The organism is Noviherbaspirillum soli, assembly GCF_015352955.1.
Taxonomy (GTDB): Bacteria; Pseudomonadota; Gammaproteobacteria; order Burkholderiales; family Burkholderiaceae_D; genus Noviherbaspirillum_A; species Noviherbaspirillum_A soli.
In genome coordinates, this window is record NZ_JACYOX010000002.1 from 286,964 (window position 1) to 303,483 (window position 16,520).

At 67.1% G+C, this 16,520-nt stretch carries 9 protein-coding genes; 5 read left to right on the forward strand and 4 right to left on the reverse strand.

The genetic code is table 11. The features are described from left to right. Window positions 1–84: 84 nt before the first annotated feature. The 3 genes from IGW04_RS03635 to IGW04_RS03645 all read left to right on the forward strand — a co-directional run bounded on the left by IGW04_RS03635 (window position 85) and on the right by IGW04_RS03645 (window position 8,915). Window positions 85–5,787 (forward strand): alpha-2-macroglobulin family protein, encoded by a 5,703-nt coding sequence (locus tag IGW04_RS03635; RefSeq protein ID WP_194711658.1) that lies wholly within the window; start codon window positions 85–87, stop codon window positions 5,785–5,787. Then, window positions 5,787–7,916 (forward strand): penicillin-binding protein 1C, encoded by a 2,130-nt coding sequence (pbpC, locus tag IGW04_RS03640; RefSeq protein ID WP_194711659.1) that lies wholly within the window; start codon window positions 5,787–5,789, stop codon window positions 7,914–7,916. The genes IGW04_RS03635 and pbpC overlap by 1 nt, the downstream gene beginning before the upstream one ends. 315 nt (window positions 7,917–8,231) lie before the next feature. After that, window positions 8,232–8,915 carry an SDR family NAD(P)-dependent oxidoreductase gene (locus IGW04_RS03645; RefSeq protein WP_228526807.1) on the forward strand — a complete coding sequence of 228 codons (684 nt, stop codon included), beginning with the start codon at window positions 8,232–8,234 and terminating at the stop codon, window positions 8,913–8,915. 67 nt (window positions 8,916–8,982) lie between these two features. Here the strand turns inward: IGW04_RS03645 and msrA are convergent, their stop codons facing one another. From msrA to IGW04_RS03665, 4 genes are all read right to left on the reverse strand, one after another. Then, a complete protein-coding gene (msrA, locus tag IGW04_RS03650) occupies window positions 8,983–9,588 on the reverse strand; it encodes a peptide-methionine (S)-S-oxide reductase MsrA (protein ID WP_194711660.1) in 606 nt (201 codons plus the stop codon). Window positions 9,589–9,648: 60 nt separating this feature from the next. Continuing rightward, the gene (locus tag IGW04_RS03655) at window positions 9,649–11,823 is read right to left on the reverse strand and encodes a bifunctional diguanylate cyclase/phosphodiesterase (protein WP_194711661.1); all 2,175 of its coding nucleotides are present in this window, start codon (window positions 11,821–11,823) and stop codon (window positions 9,649–9,651) included. Continuing rightward, a complete protein-coding gene (locus IGW04_RS03660; protein ID WP_323744805.1) occupies window positions 11,820–12,608 on the reverse strand; it encodes an alpha/beta fold hydrolase in 789 nt (262 codons plus the stop codon). The genes IGW04_RS03655 and IGW04_RS03660 overlap by 4 nt, the downstream gene beginning before the upstream one ends. 332 nt (window positions 12,609–12,940) lie before the next feature. Continuing rightward, the gene (locus IGW04_RS03665) at window positions 12,941–13,723 is read right to left on the reverse strand and encodes a substrate-binding domain-containing protein (RefSeq protein WP_407672031.1); all 783 of its coding nucleotides are present in this window, start codon (window positions 13,721–13,723) and stop codon (window positions 12,941–12,943) included. A 123-nt stretch (window positions 13,724–13,846) separates the two neighbouring features. Here IGW04_RS03665 and IGW04_RS03670 point away from each other — a divergent pair, with 123 nt between their 5' ends. Together IGW04_RS03670 and IGW04_RS03675 are read left to right on the forward strand one after the other, a co-directional pair. Then, window positions 13,847–15,004: a substrate-binding domain-containing protein gene (locus IGW04_RS03670; RefSeq protein ID WP_194711662.1), complete on the forward strand. Its 1,158-nt coding sequence runs from the start codon at window positions 13,847–13,849 to the stop codon at window positions 15,002–15,004. 85 nt (window positions 15,005–15,089) lie between these two features. Continuing rightward, window positions 15,090–16,481 carry a carbohydrate porin gene (locus IGW04_RS03675; RefSeq protein ID WP_194711663.1) on the forward strand — a complete coding sequence of 464 codons (1,392 nt, stop codon included), beginning with the start codon at window positions 15,090–15,092 and terminating at the stop codon, window positions 16,479–16,481. The last annotated feature ends 39 nt before the right edge of the window (window positions 16,482–16,520 follow it).

Here is a 16,520-nt window from a genome sequence, read left to right on the forward strand (position 1 = left end):
ATCGTAATCGGGGAGGCTGCGCCGCCGGAACGGGTGCAATTTCCACGGGTCGCTTTGTGCCTTTAATAACAACAGGGAGTGCATATGGGTAAGCGCAGTCGGCTGTGTGGCCTGGCCTTGCTGGCCTGGGCCGTGCTGGCTCAGGCAGGAAGCATCAGCCAGTTTTCGCCGCAGGGCACGGTCAGCAAGGCGCGCCAGGTGCGGGCCACGTTTTCCGAACCGGCGGTGAAGGCCGGCGATCCGCGCGCGCCGGCGCCGTTCGACATCCAGTGCAGCGAAGCCGGCAGCGGCCGCTGGGCCGACGAGCGCAACTGGGTGTATGACTTCGAGCGCGACCTGCCGGCCGGCGTCAGTTGCCGTTTTCTATTAAAGAAGGACTTCAGGCTGCTGTCCGGCACGCCGGTGCAGGGCGCGACCGGTTTCCAGTTCAGCACCGGCGGCCCGGTGGTGCAGCGCATCGCTCCGGAGGAGTGGATGCCGGTGGAAGAGGAGCAGGTCTTTCTGGCCATCCAGAACGGCCAGGCCACCGAGGCCAGCCTGCTTGCCCATGTCCATTGCGAGGCGGAGGGCATACAGGAACGCATCCCGGTGAAACTGGTGACGGGGCCGGCGCGCGAGGCGCTGGTCAAGCGGTTCGCGCAGAAAACGCCGCCCGAGCGCATCACCACGCTGCAATGCGCGCAGCGCCTGCCCAACGACGCGGCGGTGCGTCTGGTCTGGGACAAGGGCGTCGCCACGCCCAGCGGCATGGCCACCACCGGGCCGCAGCGCTTCGACTACAAGGTGCGCCGCGCATTCACCGCCAGCTTTTCCTGCGAACGGGAAAACGCCCGCGCCGGCTGCATGCCGCTGTCGCCGCTGACCCTGTCCTTCAGCGCCCCGATCAAGCGCGAGATGGCGCGGAAAATCGTGCTGGGCGGCAGCAGCAGGAAATACACACCGATCATCGAAGGCGATGAAGGCGACGACATGGTGACGATGCTGACCTTCAAGCCCAATTTCCCGGAAAACGCCCGGCTGGTGCTGGAACTGCCGCACCGGCTGGCCGACGATGCCGGCCGGCCGCTTGCCAACGCCAGCCTGTTTCCGATGCACCTGACCATGGCGGCCTATCCGCCGCTGGCCAAGTTCGCCACCGCGCCGTTCGGCATCGTCGAGCTTGACGATGCGCCGGCGGTGCCGGTCACGGTGCGCGGCATCGAGGCCGCGGCCGCGCCCATGCTGGCCAGCCTGCGGGTGGAGGGCGACGCCGCCATCATGGCCTGGATGAAGCGCCTGAACCGCTACCATGAAAGCACGGTGGAGATTGACGGCAAGGATGTGCAGACACGCAGCCTGGCCTTGCTGGACAAGGAGCCGAACGCCCGCAGGACCGCGCTGCCCGGGCCGCATGTCGATGGCGGCGCCAGACGCCCGTTCGAGGTGCTCGGCATCCCGATGCCGGGCGCGGGTTTCTATGTGATGGAACTGGCCTCGACCCGGCTGGGCACGGCGCTGCTGGACAAGCCGGCGCCGATGTATGTGCGCACCAGTGCGCTGGTGACCAACCTGGCGGTGCATGTGAAGGTGGGCCGCGAGAATGGCGCGGTCTGGGTCACCACGCTGGATGCGGGCAAGCCGGTGCCCGACGCCGATGTGCGCATTTCCGATTGCGTCGGCAAGGAGCTGTGGCGCGGCAGGACCGGCGCCGACGGCGTGGCGCCGGTGCCGCGCCAGATGGATGCGCAGTGCAACAACGCGCGCTGGGACAACCGGCTGGTCGACGGCCTGTTCGTCAGCGCCCGCGCGCCCGATGCCCGCGGCAAGCCCGACATGGCCTTTGCGCTGACTTCCTGGAATGACGGCATCGAGCCGTTCCGCTTCAATCTGCCGGTCGACACCGATGCGGCAGCCACCAGGCGCGCCCATACCATGTTCGACCGCACCCTGTTCCGCGCCGGACAGACGGTGTCGATGAAGCATCTGATGCGGGTGGAAACCGGCAAGGGCCTGTCGCTGCCGCCGGCCGGCGACCTGCCCAACCGGGTCCGCATCATGCACCAGGGCAGCGGCCAGGAATTCCGTTTTCCGCTGGCCTGGCGCGGCGAAGGCAGCGCCGAGACCAGTTTCGCCATTCCGGCGCAGGCCAGGCTGGGCCGCTACGACGTGATGCTCGACAGCGGGCCGGTCAAGGCTGGCGGCGACAATGCCGATGGCGATGGCGACGACGGACACGGCCGCCGCTACCCGAGCGGCAGCTTCCGGGTCGAGGAATTCCGGCTGCCGGTGCTGCAGGGCCGCATCGCGCCGCCGAAGTCGCCGCAGGTGGCGCCGAAGGAAGTGCCGCTCACGGTGCAGCTGAACTACCTCAACGGCGGCGGCGCGGCCGGCCTGCCGGTGCAGCTGACGGCGCTGATGCGCAATCGCACGCCATCCTTTCCCGGCTATGAAGCGTTTCGCTTCTCCGGCAGGAACGCCGAGAACGAGGAGGAGCAGAAGATCGTCGCCGACAAGCTCGCCATCCGGCTCGACCGCAACGGCATCGCCAGCACCGCGGTGCGCGAATTCCCGGCCGTCACCGGCGCGGCCGAACTGCTGGCGGAGATGCGCTTTGCCGACCCCAACGGCGAAATCCAGACGGTGTCGCAGATCGTGCCGCTGTGGCCGGCGGCGGTGGTGGCCGGCATCAGGAAGGAAGACTGGGTCTCGGCCGGCAGGCGCAGCCGGCTGACCGCGCTCGCGCTGGACCTGGAAGGCCGGCCGCGCGCCAATGCGGCGATGGAAATCAGCGGCGTGCGCCACAGCCGCAATGCCCATCGCAAGCGCATGGTCGGCGGTTTCTACGCCTATGAAAACGAGACCGTCAGCAATGAACTCGGCCGGCTGTGCAGCGGCAAGTCGGATGAGCGCGGCCTGTTCGTCTGCGAGGCGGACCTGGGCGAGGCCGGCGAGGTCGAGCTGACCGCGCAGGCCAGCGATGACAAGGGCCGGCATTCGCGGGCATCGACCACGGTCTGGGTCAGCGGCGCCGACGATGTCTGGTTCGGCGCCGGCAACCAGGACCGGATGGACCTGCTGCCCGAGCGCAAGCAGTACCAGCCCGGCGAAACCGCCGTGTTCCAGGCGCGCATGCCGTTCCGCCAGGCCACCGCGCTGGTGGCGATCGAGCGCGAGGGCGTGCTGGAAACCCGGGTGGTGCAGCTGAACGGCCGCGACCCGGTGATCCGGGTGCCGGTGACGGCGGCCCATGCGCCGAATGTCTATGTGTCGGTGCTGGCGGTGCGCGGCCGGCTGCGCGAGGTGCCGTGGTATTCCTTCTTCACCTGGGGCTGGCGCGAGCCGCGCAGCTGGCTGGCGGACTTCCGCACCTGGAAGGCGCCGGGGCCGATGGTGGACCTGGCCAAGCCGGCCTTCCGCTTCGGCATTGCCGAGATCGCGGTGGGCACCGCCGGCCACAAGCTGGAGGTGAAGGTCGATGCGGCGCAGTCGGCCTATCCGGTGCGCGGCAAGGCGCAGGTGACGATCAGGGCCACGCTGCCGGATGGCCGGCCGGCGGCTGGCGCCGATGTGGCCGTGGCCGCGGTGGACGAGGCGCTGCTGGAACTGCAGTCCAACGACAGCTGGGACCTGCTGCCGGCCATGCTGCAGCGGCGCGGCTATGGCGTGCAGACGGCGACTGCCCAGATGCAGGTGGTGGGCAAGCGCCATTTCGGCCGCAAGGCCATGCCGGCCGGCGGCGGCGGCGGCCGCGCCGCCACCCGCGAGCTGACCGACACCCTGCTGCTGTGGCGCCCGGCGCTACGGCTGGACGGGCAGGGCAGCGCCGTGGTCGAGGTGCCGCTCAACGATGCGCTTTCCTCGTTTCGCATCGTCGCGGTGGCCACCAGCGGCGCCGCGCTGTTCGGCTACGGCCAGACCAGCATCCGCAGCACCCAGGACGTGCAGCTCATCGCCGGCCTGCCGCCGCTGGTGCGCCAGGGCGACCGCTACAGCGCCATGGCCACGGTGCGCAACGGCGCCGAGCGCAGCATGGAATTGTCGGTCAGTGCGCTGGTCGACGGCCTGGCGCTCGATGCCGCGCCGCGCAAGCTGACGCTGGCGGCCGGCCAGGCCCAGGAACTGCGCTGGGAGGTAACGGCGCCGGCGGACGGCGAGCGGGTGACATGGGAACTGAAGGCGCAGGAAAGCGGCGGCGTGCGCGCCGCCGACGCGCTGAAGGTCGAGCAAAAGCTGGTGCCGGCGGTGCCGGTCACGGTGCAGCAGGCCAGCCTGTTCCAGCTGGACGGCAGCCGCACCATCGCGCTGGCCCAGGCCGCCGACGCGCTGCCGGGGCGCGGCGGCATCGCGGTGTCGCTCTCGCCCAGCCTGGCCGGCGCGGCCGATGGCCTGCGGCGCTATTTCCGCGCGTATCCCTATTCCTGCCTGGAGCAGAAGACCTCGCGCGCGATCGGCCTGGACGACCAGGCGGCCTGGCAGCGCCTGATGGCCGAACTGCCGCTGTACCTCGATACCGACGGCCTGGCCCGCTATTACCCCTCCTCCAGCGCCGATGCCCATGGCAGCACCGTGCTGACCAGCTACCTGCTGGCGATCAGCCATGAAGCCGGCCTGGCGCTGCCGGAGCAGAGCCGGGAGCGCATGCTGCTGGGCCTGCAGGCCTATGTCGAAGGCCGCATCGACAGCCGCGACTGGACGCCGCGCAAGGATGGCGACGTGCGGCGGCTGGCGGCGCTGGAAGCGATGTCGCGCTACGGCCGCATGCCGACGCGCGGGCTGGATGCGATCCAGGTCCAGCCCGGCCTCTGGCCGACCTCGGCGCTGCTGGACTGGATCGCCATCCTGCGCCGCACGCCCGGCCTGCCCAACCATGCGCGCCGGCTGCAGGACGCCGGGCAGGAACTGCGCGCACGCCTGAACTTCCAGGGCAGCCGCATGGGCTTTTCCACCGAGGCCAGCGACTACTGGTGGTGGCAGATGGCCGGCGCCGACGCCAACGCGGTGCGCATGGTGCTGGCGTCGCTGGACGATGCCGCCTGGCGCGAAGACCTGCCGCGCTTCTTGACCGGCGCCATCGGCCGCCAGCAGCGCGGCCACTGGAACACCACCACCGCCAATGCCTGGGGCACATTGGCGCTGCGCAAGTTCTCGGCCCGGTTCGAGGCGCAGGCGCCGGCCGGCGTCACCCGCGCGCTGCTGCGCCAGGGCGGCGCCGAACGGACGGCCAGCCATGCCTGGAGCGGCGGCGCCGGAAAGATCGAACTGCCGTGGAAGGCGGCGGCGCCGAGGTCCGACGACGCTGTCACCCTGACCCAGCAGGGCGCTGGCAAGCCCTGGGTCACGCTGCAGAGCCTGGCCGCGGTGCCGCTGAAGGCGCCGTTCTCCAGCGGTTACCGGATCACGCGCAGGACCGAGATGGTGGAGCGGCAGACGGAGGGCGTCATCAGCCGCGGCGACGTGATGCGCATCACGGTGGAAGTCGATGCCCAGGCCGACATGAGCCAGGTGGTGCTGGCCGACCCGGTGCCGGCCGGCGCCACCATCCTGGGCTCGGGCCTGGGGCGCGACTCGGCCATCGCCAGCGCCGGCAATGCCCCATCCGCCGGCAACGGCTGGCTGGCCTTCGAGGAGCGCAGCTTCGACAGCTTCCGCGCCTACTACAGCTACCTGCCCAAGGGCGTCAGCACCATCAGCTACACGGTGCGCCTGAACAACCCCGGCCGCTTCCAGTTGCCGCCGACCCGGGTGGAAGCGATGTATGCGCCGGAAATGCATGGCATGGCGCCGAATGCGCCGCTGGAGGTGAAGTGATGCGGCGCTGGCTGCCCCTGCTGCTGCTGTGCGCGGCATCCGCCGTCCAGGCAATGCAAACCTATGACGACGTGCGCGCCGCCTTCCAGCCGTCGGACGCGCTGCTGCTCGACCGGCACGGCGCGCCGCTGCAGCAGGTGCGCATCGATGCCAGCGCGCGCCGCCTGGCCTGGGTGTCGCTGGCCGACATCTCGCCGGCGATGCGCAACGCCCTGATCGCTTCCGAGGACAAGCGCTTCTACCAGCATGCCGGGATCGACTGGAACGCGGTGGCCGCCGCGGCCTGGGGCAGCGTGTGGCACAGCCGTACCCGGGGCGCCTCCACCATCACGATGCAGCTGGCCGGCCTGCTCGACGACGGCCTGCGGCGCGGCGCGGCGCCCCGCAGCGGCAGCCAGAAGCTGGAACAGGCCCTGACCGCGAAGGCGCTGGAGCGTACCTGGCGCAAGGACCAGATCCTGGAAGCCTATCTGAACCTGGTCAATTTCCGCGGCGAACTGGTCGGCGTGCATGCGCTGGCACGGGTCATGTTCGGCAAGCATCCGGAAGGGCTGGACCAGGTCGAGTCGGCGCTGGCGGTGGCGCTGATCCGCGGCCCCAATGCCAGTGCGGCCGTGGTGGCGCGCCGCGCCTGCGCCATCGTCACCGAGCAGGGCGCGCCGGCGCTGTGCCAGGGGCTGGAAGGGATCACGCAACTGCGGCTGGCGCGCCTGGCCGGACCCGACCGCGCAGTCGCCAGCGCGCCGCAGCTGGCGCCGCATCTCGGCCGGCGCCTGGTGAAGGCGGCCGGCGGCCAGGTCGCCAGCACGCTGGACGCCGGCCTGCAGCGCCATGCGCGCGACGCGCTGCAGCGGCACCTGGCCGCGCTCGACGGCCGCAATATCGAGGATGGCGCCGTGCTGGTGCTGGACAATGCCAGTGGCGAGGTGCTGGCCTGGGTGGGTTCCAGCGGCGCGCTGTCGGACGCGCGCGAGGTCGACGCCGTGCTGGCGGCGCGCCAGGCCGGCTCTACCCTGAAACCCTTCCTGTACGGCCTGGCGCTGGAAGAGCGCTGGCTGACGGCGGCCTCATTGCTGGACGACAGCCCGCTGAACCTCGCCACCGCGTCCGGCCTGTACATGCCGCAGAACTATGACCAGCAATACAAGGGCGCGGTCAGCCTGCGCACCGCGCTGGCGTCCTCGCTCAACATCCCGGCCGTGCGCACGCTGGTGCTGGTCACGCCCGAGCGCCTGTTCCAGCGGCTGCAGGCGCTGGGCGTGAAGCTGCCGGAATCGGGCGACTTCTATGGCTACAGCCTGGCGCTGGGCAGCGCCGACGTCAGCCTGCTGGCGCTGACCAATGCCTACCGGGCACTGGCCGCGGGCGGGCGCAGCCAGCCGGTGCGCACCGTGCCGGGCGCGCCGGTGGCGCCGCCGATGCAGGTCATGGACGGCAGCGCCGCCTGGATCATCGGCGACATCCTGTCCGACAACAGCGCCCGTGCCCGCACCTTTGGCCTGGACAGCCCGCTGTCCACCCGTTTCTGGAGCGCGGTCAAGACCGGCACCTCCAAGGACATGCGCGACAACTGGTGCATCGGCTATTCGGCCCGCTACACGGTGGGCGTCTGGGTCGGCAATGCCTCGGGCGAGCCGATGTGGAATGTCTCCGGCGTGACCGGCGCGGCCCCGGTCTGGCAGGACATCATGCATTACCTGCATGCCGGCGCGCCGTCCGCCGCGCCGGCCCGGCCAGCCGGCGTTTCAGCGCGCGAGATCCGCTACGGCCACGGCGAGGAGGCGTCCCGCACCGAGTATTTCCTGCCCGGCACCGGCCAGGCGCTGGTCGTCGCCGTCGAACAGGAGGCGCTGGCGCCGGCGATCCGCTATCCGACGCCTGGCATGGTGGTGGCGCTCGATCCGGACATTCCACCGGCGCGCCAGCGCATCCGGCTCTCGGCGCAGGGCGTGGCGCAGCCGCGCTGGCGCATGGACGGCAAGCCGCTTGCCGATGGGCGCGACGGCCATGCATGGGCGCCGTGGCCAGGCCGGCATCGCCTGGAACTGCTCGACCGGCAGGGCAGGGTGCTGGACAAGGTGGAATTCGAGGTGCGCGGTGCGCTTGCTAAAATTTCTATGAAGAAATAATTTTGTGCAGGTGCATCAAGTTTCCCGGCTGGCGGCCGTGATTGACTTGGTGTCTCCTCCAATGTTGTTTTCAGCCCGCCCATTCTGGCGGGCATTTTTTTCTGCGCGTTTCAAGCGGTTTCCATGTCCCTGTATCGATCCCGGTTTTGCTACACTGCGACAGAAAAAACCGATCACCGCCCGACATGCATGCACTTTCACTGGCAAACCTCCGCGCTCACCTGATGTGCTGGTCCATCACGCTGACCATGATGGTGGTGGACGATGCCGCCATGCTGGCGCTGATGTTCTGCTGACCTGAAAAGGAAATTCCTCATGACCATGCCCGACCTGTCCGGCAAGCGGGTGCTGATCACCCAGGCCGACGCCTTCATGGGGCCGACGCTGTGCGAAGTGTTCGCCGAACTCGGTGCGCAGGTGGTGGCGGACACGCGGTCGCTCTGGCTGCCCGAGGCCTCGGCGGCGGCGCTGGCCGAGGCTGGCGATATCGATGTGCTGCTGCTGAACCTTGCAGTGCCGGCGCCGACTTCCAGCGTCACCGACGCCACCGACGAGGAATGGGCGCACGTATTCGGCCACATGGTGGACCCGATGGCGCGGCTGGTGCGCGGCGCGCTGCCGGCGATGATTGCCCGCCGCGCCGGCAAGGTCCTGCTGATGGGCAGCGCCTCGGCCCTGCGCGGCATGAAGCGCACCTCCAGCTACAGCGCTGCCCGTGGCGCGCAACTGTCCTATATACAGGCGGTGGGCGTGGAAGTCGCGCCGCACAATGTGCAGGTCAATGCGATCGCCCAGAACTTCGTCGACAACCCGACTTACTTTCCGCCCGAGGTGCAGGCGCTGGCGGCATTCCAGGAACGATTGCGCCGGGAAGTGCCGCTGGGCAGGCTGGTATCGCCGCGCGAGGATGCGCTGTTCGCCGCCTTCCTGTGCAGCGACGCGGCCGCGTGTTTCGTGGGGCAGGTGTTTCCTGTGTGCGGCGGCTGGGTGGCGCGGTAGCGCCCGTCATGAACATCGGCATGGGGCTGGAGCGCCCGGCCGGCGCTTGCGCCAGGCGGAGCCCGATCTAATGCGGCTCGCCCCATAACTCCCTGAGCCGTGCATCGCGGCCGCAGTTGTAGCGGTAGAACTTGTAGCGCACCGGATTCTTCTTGTAGTAGTCCTGGTGGTATTGCTCGGCCGGGTAAAACGCCCCGGCTGCCGTGACTTCCGTCTCGATCCGTGCGAAGCGTTTTTCCTTTTCCAGCGCCGCCTTGCTGGCCAGCGCCGCTTCGCGCTGCGCCTGGTCCTGGTAGTAGATGGCGGTGCGGTACTGTGCGCCGCTGTCGCAGAACTGCCTGTTCTTCACGGTCGGGTCGATATTGCGCCAGAAGTGCGTCAGCAGTTGCCCGTAACTGATCTGCGCCGGATCGTAACGGACCCGCACCGCCTCGGCATGGCCGGTACGGCCGGCGCTGACCTGCTGGTAGGTCGGGTTCTTTTCCGCGCCGCCGGTGTAGCCGGATTCGGCGTCGATCACGCCGGGCAGTTTTTCAAAGTCCGCTTCGACGCACCAGAAGCAGCCGCCGGCGAAAATCGCCGTCGCGCTTTGGCCCGCCGGCGGCGCAGGGCTGTCGGCGGCGGCCATCGTGTGGCTCGCTACGAGCAGAATGCTGGCGATCATGTGCTTCATCGCATGCCTCCTTGTCCGGAAAGGTATAGGGAATGGCGGCGCCGGGTGCCGGCTGCCGCCTCAGGCCACGGCCTGCCAGCCGCGGGTGCCCATCGGCACCGGCTTCTGCACGCCGTAACCCTGCGCATAATCTACGCCAATCGAGCGCAGCGCATCGAGCACCGCGTCGTTCTCGACGAACTCGGCCACGGTCTTGAGCTTCATCACATGGCCGATATGGTTGATCGATTCCACCATCGCGCGGTCGACCGGATCGTCCAGCATGTCCTTGACGAAGCTGCCGTCAATCTTCAGGTAATCCACCGGCAGGTGCTTCAGGTACGCGAAGGACGACATGCCGCTGCCGAAATCGTCCAGCGAAAACCGGCAGCCCATGACCTTGAGTTCCCGGATCAGCGCAGTGGCCTGGCGCAAATTGGCGATCGCCGCCGTCTCGGTGATCTCGAAGCAGATCCGCGTGGGATCGGCGCCGTGCTCGCGCAGGCTTTGCTGCACGAAGGCCAGGAAGGTGTCGTCGCAGACAGTGGCGCCGGACAGGTTGATCGCATAGGTCGCGGATCCGGCAGCGGCATGCGCCAGCACGGTGCCGACGATCCAGCGGTCGATCTGCGGCATCAGGCCGTAGCGCTCGGCCGCTGGAATGAAGGCGCCCGGCGCGATCAGTCCGCCGCCCTGGTCCAGCATGCGCACCAGCACTTCATGATGGTCGTCCGCGCCATTGTCCGGTCCCAGGCCCTGCAGACGCTGGGTGTAGAGCACGAAGCGCTGTTCGCGCAGCGCCTCGTGGATCCGGCTGACCCAGTTCATCTCGCCTTCGCGCTGCTGGATTGCATGGTCGTCCACCGCTGACAGGTGAACCCGGTTGCGGCCTCTTTCCTTGGCGATGTAGCAGGCCCCATCGGCCACCCGCAGCGCGTCGGTGATCGACATCCGCCCCGGCGCAAGCAGCACCGCGCCGATGCTCACGCCGATGGGAAACACCTTGTCGGACCAGACGAAATGAAAGTCGGACACGGTTTCACGCAACCGCTGCGCCACCGTCATTCCCTGTTCGGGCGTGGCGCGGCGCAGGATCAGGCCGAACTCGTCGCCGCCCAGCCGGGCCAGCGTGTCGTTGTCGCGCAGGTCGCCCTGCATGATGGTGGCCACCTGGCGCAACAGTTCGTCGCCCGCGGCATGGCCACAGGTGTCGTTGACGATCTTGAACTGGTCGAGGTCAAGATAGAGGAGCATGTCGCAGCCCCTGGCTGGCGCCTCCAGCAGCGTTGTCAGCCTGCGCTCGAACTCGCTGCGGTTGGTCAGGCCTGTCAGTGCGTCATGGGTGGCCTGGAAATGCAGCCGGGCCTGCAATTCCTGCGCTTCGGTGACGTCACGGATCGCAATCACGGCGCCCACCAGCTTGCCCGCCGCATCGTGCATCGACTGCGCCGACAGCGTTACATGGGCGGTTCCGCCAGCCGGACGATGCAGCTGGGCCATGCTGTAGTCCAGTTGGCCTTGCGCCCGCCTGTTGGCCGACGCCAGCAGTGCCGCTGCCTGCGCCTCGCCGATCGGCAAGACTTCGGCCAGCAGCTTGCCCTTGGCCTCGTTGCGGCGCCTCCCGGTGATGGCTTCGGCCACCGGGTTGAGATAGGTGACCTGGCCGGCCACGTTGGTGGCAATCACGCCGTCGGTGATGGAATTGAGGATGACCCGCAGCCTTTCGCCCTGCGCATGCAGCGCGGCGTTGGTATCCATGAGCTGCTGGTTCAGCGTCTCGAGCTGCCGGCTGGACTGTTCGGAGGTCTGGCGCGCCATGAGCAGTTCCTGCTCGTAGCGCCAGCGGTCGGCGGCGGTGAAGACAGTAATGCGCCGCACCACCGCGCATCCATGATCATCATTTTTTTGACGGATATTGACCAGCGTCGGCAGCCGTTCGCCGTTGCGGGTGACGATCTGGTAAGCCACTTCGTCGATGCGGCCCTGCAGATGCAGCAACGGCCAGGACTGGCTCTGGAAAAAGATGCGCGCCGCGGGTGTCAGGAAGTCCTCGAAGCGCTTCTTGCCCAGGACTTCGTCGCGGGCATAGCCGGTGCTGTCGAGGAAGGTCTGGTTGACCTTGATGATCCTGCCATCCGGGCCGGTGGACAGGTAGCCGCATGAGGCATGCTCGTAGATTTCTTCGACGCTTTCTTCCAGCAAGGCGGGACCGAGCTGGCGCTTGCCTGCTTGATCGGGGGCGTCGGCGGATTTCATATGAAGGAACGGATCGCGGCGATGGTTTCCTGCGGCGCGGACATGTGCGGGCAATGGCCCGCCGCCTCCATCCGCATCAGCGTGCTTTGCGGCATCTGGCGATGCATGTAATTGCCTACTGCAACCGGCGCGATCGCATCGTCGGAACATTGCAGTATCAGCGCAGGCCGGGTCAGCAGCCGCAGGTCGGCCCGGTTGTCGCCGAGGAAGGTGACCCGCGCGAACTGCCTGGCGATTTGCGGGTCGGTGCGGCAGAAGCTGTTGTAAAGCTCGTCCGCCAGTTCCGGCTGCCCGGGCTGGTTCATGATCAACGGCGCCATGCTGGACGACCAGCCAAGGTAATTTGCGCTGAGCACCTCCAGCAGTTCGTCGATGTCTGCCCGCGTGAAGCCGCCGGTGTAGTCGCCGTCATTGATGTAGCAGGGCGAGGGGCCGACCAGCACCAGTCGGTCGAACCGTTCCGGCGCGCGGATCGCGGCGAGGATGCCGATCATGGCGCTTACCGAATGCCCGATGTAGATGGCCAACTCGATCCCGAGTTCTTCGAGAATTTCAAGCAGGTCGCTGGCATAGGCCTGCAGCGAACTGTATTGCCGGGTGCTGTATTGCACCAGGTCGGAATTGCCGGCGCCTACATGGTCGAACAGCACGATGCGGTATTGCGAGGAAAAGGCGGGCGTGATGAAACGCCACACATTCTGGTCGCATCCGTAACCGTGGGCGAAGACCATGGTTTTCGGCCCGTCGCCGAGAATGCGGACATTGTTTTTCTTCAGGACCGACACGATTTTCGCTGCCTTTTACACTGATGCGGCCTTGCTGCCGCCGCTGCCGCCTGGAAGCGCGGCGCCCGCATTGATTTGCTATCACCTGTGTTGCACGAGATGCAAGATCGATTGCCGGCCAGGGGGACCGCTATCCCATGTCAACTACAAGGTGATACATGGTAACTACTTTCGGTTGCGGGTGGTAAATATTTTTCTTCAAGGAAATTGTCTATGCGCTTCGCAAATAATCTCGCACAAAAGCGGATTATCGAAGGGTAATGCGGCGGGAGGCAGGCGAAATACCGGCGCCGACCAAAGGTGCACTCTGGTCGGCCAGTGTTGTGAAAGGCTCAGTTTTTTGCTGACGGGAAGAAAAGCTGCTGGCCATCCACCTTGAAGCTGGCGATTCTGGCCTGTCCTTCGGCGGAAGTGATCCATTCGATCAGCTCCATTGCGCCCTTGTAGTTCACCGCCGGATGGCGCGCCGGGTTGACCGCGATGATCCCGTACGGATTGAACATCTTCGGGTCGCCTTCTACCTCGACGGCGAGACCGGTCTTGGCCTTGTAGGCGCCATAGGTGGCGCGGTCGGTCAGGGTATAGGCCTGCATTTCCGCCGCCATGTTCAGCACTTCGCCCATGCCGAGCCCGGCAGACACATAGGCGCTGCCTTCGGGCTTGGCGCCGGCTTGCTTCCAGTACGCCTTTTCCATCTGGTCGGTGCCGGAATTGTCGCCGCGGGAAATGAATTTTGCCTTGCTGTCGGCGATCTTCTGCATCGCCTTGAGCACATCCTTGCTGCCCTTGATGCCGGCCGGGTCGGCTGGCGGGCCAACCAGGATGAAGTCGTTGTACATCACGTCGCGGCGGTTGACGCCGTGGCCTTCGGCGACGAACTTGTCTTCGGACGGGCGGGCATGCACCAGCGTCACGTCCACATCGCCGTTCTTGGCCATTTCCAGCGCCTTGCCGGTGCCAACCGATATCACATGCACCCGCTTGCCGGTCTTGCCCTCAAAGACTGGCAGCAGGTATTGCAGCAGGCCGGAATTCTCGGTGCTGGTGGTGGTGGAGAGCCGGATCACTTCCTGGCCCATCGCCGGCAGCGCCGCCGCTGCCACCGTTGCCGTCATTGCAAAAACCAGCACGCGTCGTTTCATGTTCTGCATGTTTTCTCCCTGGGATGATCGCCGCTTTCGGGCACCGTGCTATGTTACGCATCGAAAATTAAGCTCTCAATATGAACGGGTTTTCCTATGTTACGCATAAAAATGGCCTACACCCTGGTGCAGGAAACCAGCACCCAGACCCAGCTCGACAACCCGCTGTTCGACATGCTGGCCGCCATACACCAGACCGGCTCGGTGGCGCAGGCCGCGCAGCGGCTAAAGCTGTCGTACCGGCATGTCTGGGGAGCATTGCGCAAATGGGAGGGCCAGCTCGGTTCCGAACTGGTGGTGTGGAACCAGGGCAGAGGCGCGCGCCTGTCCGGCTTTGGCGAAAAGCTGCTGTTTGCCGAACAGCGGGCCAAGGCGCGGGCGCTGCCGGAACTGGAGAACCTGCGCGCCGGCATGGAGCGGGAATTCGCGCTGGCCTTCGACCCGGAAGTGCATGTGCTGTCGCTGCATGCCAGCCATGACCTGGCGCTGTCGAGGCTGAAGCAGTACACCGAGCGCGAAGCCAGGCTGCATCTGAACCTGCACTTTTGCCCGAGCATGGCGTCGATCGAGGCAATGTCGCGCGGCGAATGCCTGCTGGCCGGTTTTCACGTCAGCGAGGACCGCGCGCCCGGCAGCCTGACCCAGAAGGCGTTCAAGAAACTGCTCAAGCCCGGCAAGCACAAGCTGATCAATTTCCTGACCCGCCAGCAGGGCATGATGGTGGCCGCCGGAAATCCCGGGCGCATTGCCGGGCTGGCCGACCTGAAGCGCGCCGGCGTGCGCTTCATCAACCGCCAGCCCGGATCGGGCACCCGGCTGGAAATCGACCAGATGCTGGCGCGAGAAGGCATAGACAGCGGCTCGGTCATCGGCTACGACAACACCGAGACTACCCATCTTGCCGTCGCCGCCGCGGTGGCCAGCGGCGCGGCCGATGTCGGCATCGGCATCGAGGCCGCCGCCGCGCAGTTCGGGCTGGATTTCATTCCGCTCGGCCGCGAACAGTACTATTTCGCCTGCCTGAAGGAGACGCTGGACACGCCGGCCGTGATCCGCCTGCGCGAACTGCTGCGGCAGCAGCAGTGGCTGGAAGCGATCGCCAACATGCCGGGATACAATGCGCAGTCCAGCGGGGAGGTGGCGGCTCTCAGGAAGGCATTGCCCTGGTATGCATTCCGCAAGCCGAGGGGAAAAACCGCCGCCGGCGCTGGCGGCCAGGCCCCGGCGGATGCATACGGCCCGGCCATGCAGTGACATGCGCCAGCCTCGTGCCGGATGAAGAAGAATCACGAACAGCCCGGCATGGCGTTTGCCGATGGGGCAGGAGCGCAGTGCGGACATGAATCGGCGGAAATTTTGTGAGCAACATCGTGGCGGGACGCCTGCGACACGCAAACGGCACCTGGTCAGGGCCGTCGCCGCCCTGGCATTGAGCTTCGGCGCCTGCGCCGTCCACGCTCAGCAAGCGGATCAGAAACCGGACCAGCAAGCGGACCAGGACAAGCGCTGGGATGCCCGGTTCCAGGCCACCTATGTCTGGCAGCAGAAGCCCTCGTTCAGGGCGGCCTACAGCGGTCCGAACAGCCTGCTGCCCGGCAGGGAAAAAGCCTATACCTTCAGCAGCACTGCCTATCTTGGCTGGCGCCCGGCATCCGACCTGGAAATCTGGTTCAACCCCGAGCTGGTGCAGGGCGTGGCGTTTTCCGGCCTGCACGGCTTTGGCGGCTTTCCCAATGGCGAGCAGCAGAAGGTCAGCGGCCCGAATCCGACCCTGTACCGGTCGCGACTGTTCCTGCGCAAGACCTGGGCATTGGGCGGCGAGGATCTTCCGGTGGAAGGCGAGGCGAACCAGTTCTCCATGACAACGAAGCAGGAACGCCTGGTGCTCACCGCCGGCAACCTGGCCGTCACCGACGTGTTCGACCCCAGCAGCTATGCGCACGACGCCCGCACCCAGTTCATGAACTGGGCCTTCCTGACCCATGGCGCCTACGATTTCGCCGCCGATGCGCGCGGTTATTCCTGGGGCGCGGCGCTGGAGTACTACCGGGACGACTGGGCATTCCGGGCCGGCCGTTTCATGCAGCCCGCCCAGTCCAACGGCCTGGCGCTGGACAGGCGCATCGGACGCCGCTACGGCGACCAGATCGAAATCGAGCATGCCCACCAGCTGGCCGGCCGGCCGGGGCAAACGCGCTTGCTGCTGTTTCGCAATCATGTCCGGATGGGCGCATTCGACGACGCAATCGCCAGCGCCGCCGGCGCCATCCCCGACCTGTCCGCGGTGCGGCGCGAGCAGTCCAAGCGCGGCGTGGCATTGGCGTTCGAGCAGGAAGTGCGGGACGACATCGGCATCTTCGCCCGCGCAAGCAGGCATGACGGCCGCACCGAAACCTATGCCTTTACCGAGATCGACCAGTCGGTGTCGACCGGCGTATCGATCAAGGGACGCGCATGGTCGCGGGCGGAAGACACGCTGGGAATGGCGGTGGCCTTCAATGGCCTGAGTTCGGCCCACCAGCGCTACCTGGCCGCCGGCGGCCTCGGCGCCTTCCTGGGCGACGGCGCGCTGAACTATGGCCGCGAGCGTATCGGCGAGATCTACTACAGCCTGCGCCTGGCCAGAAGCGCCTGGCTCAGCCTGGATTACCAGCGCATCATCAACCCCGGCTACAACCGGGACAGGGGGCCGGTATCGGTGGCCTCGGCGAGGGTGCACCTGGAGTTCTGAAAGGCTGTAGAAGCCCGCCGCGGCCGTCAGGCCCGGCCC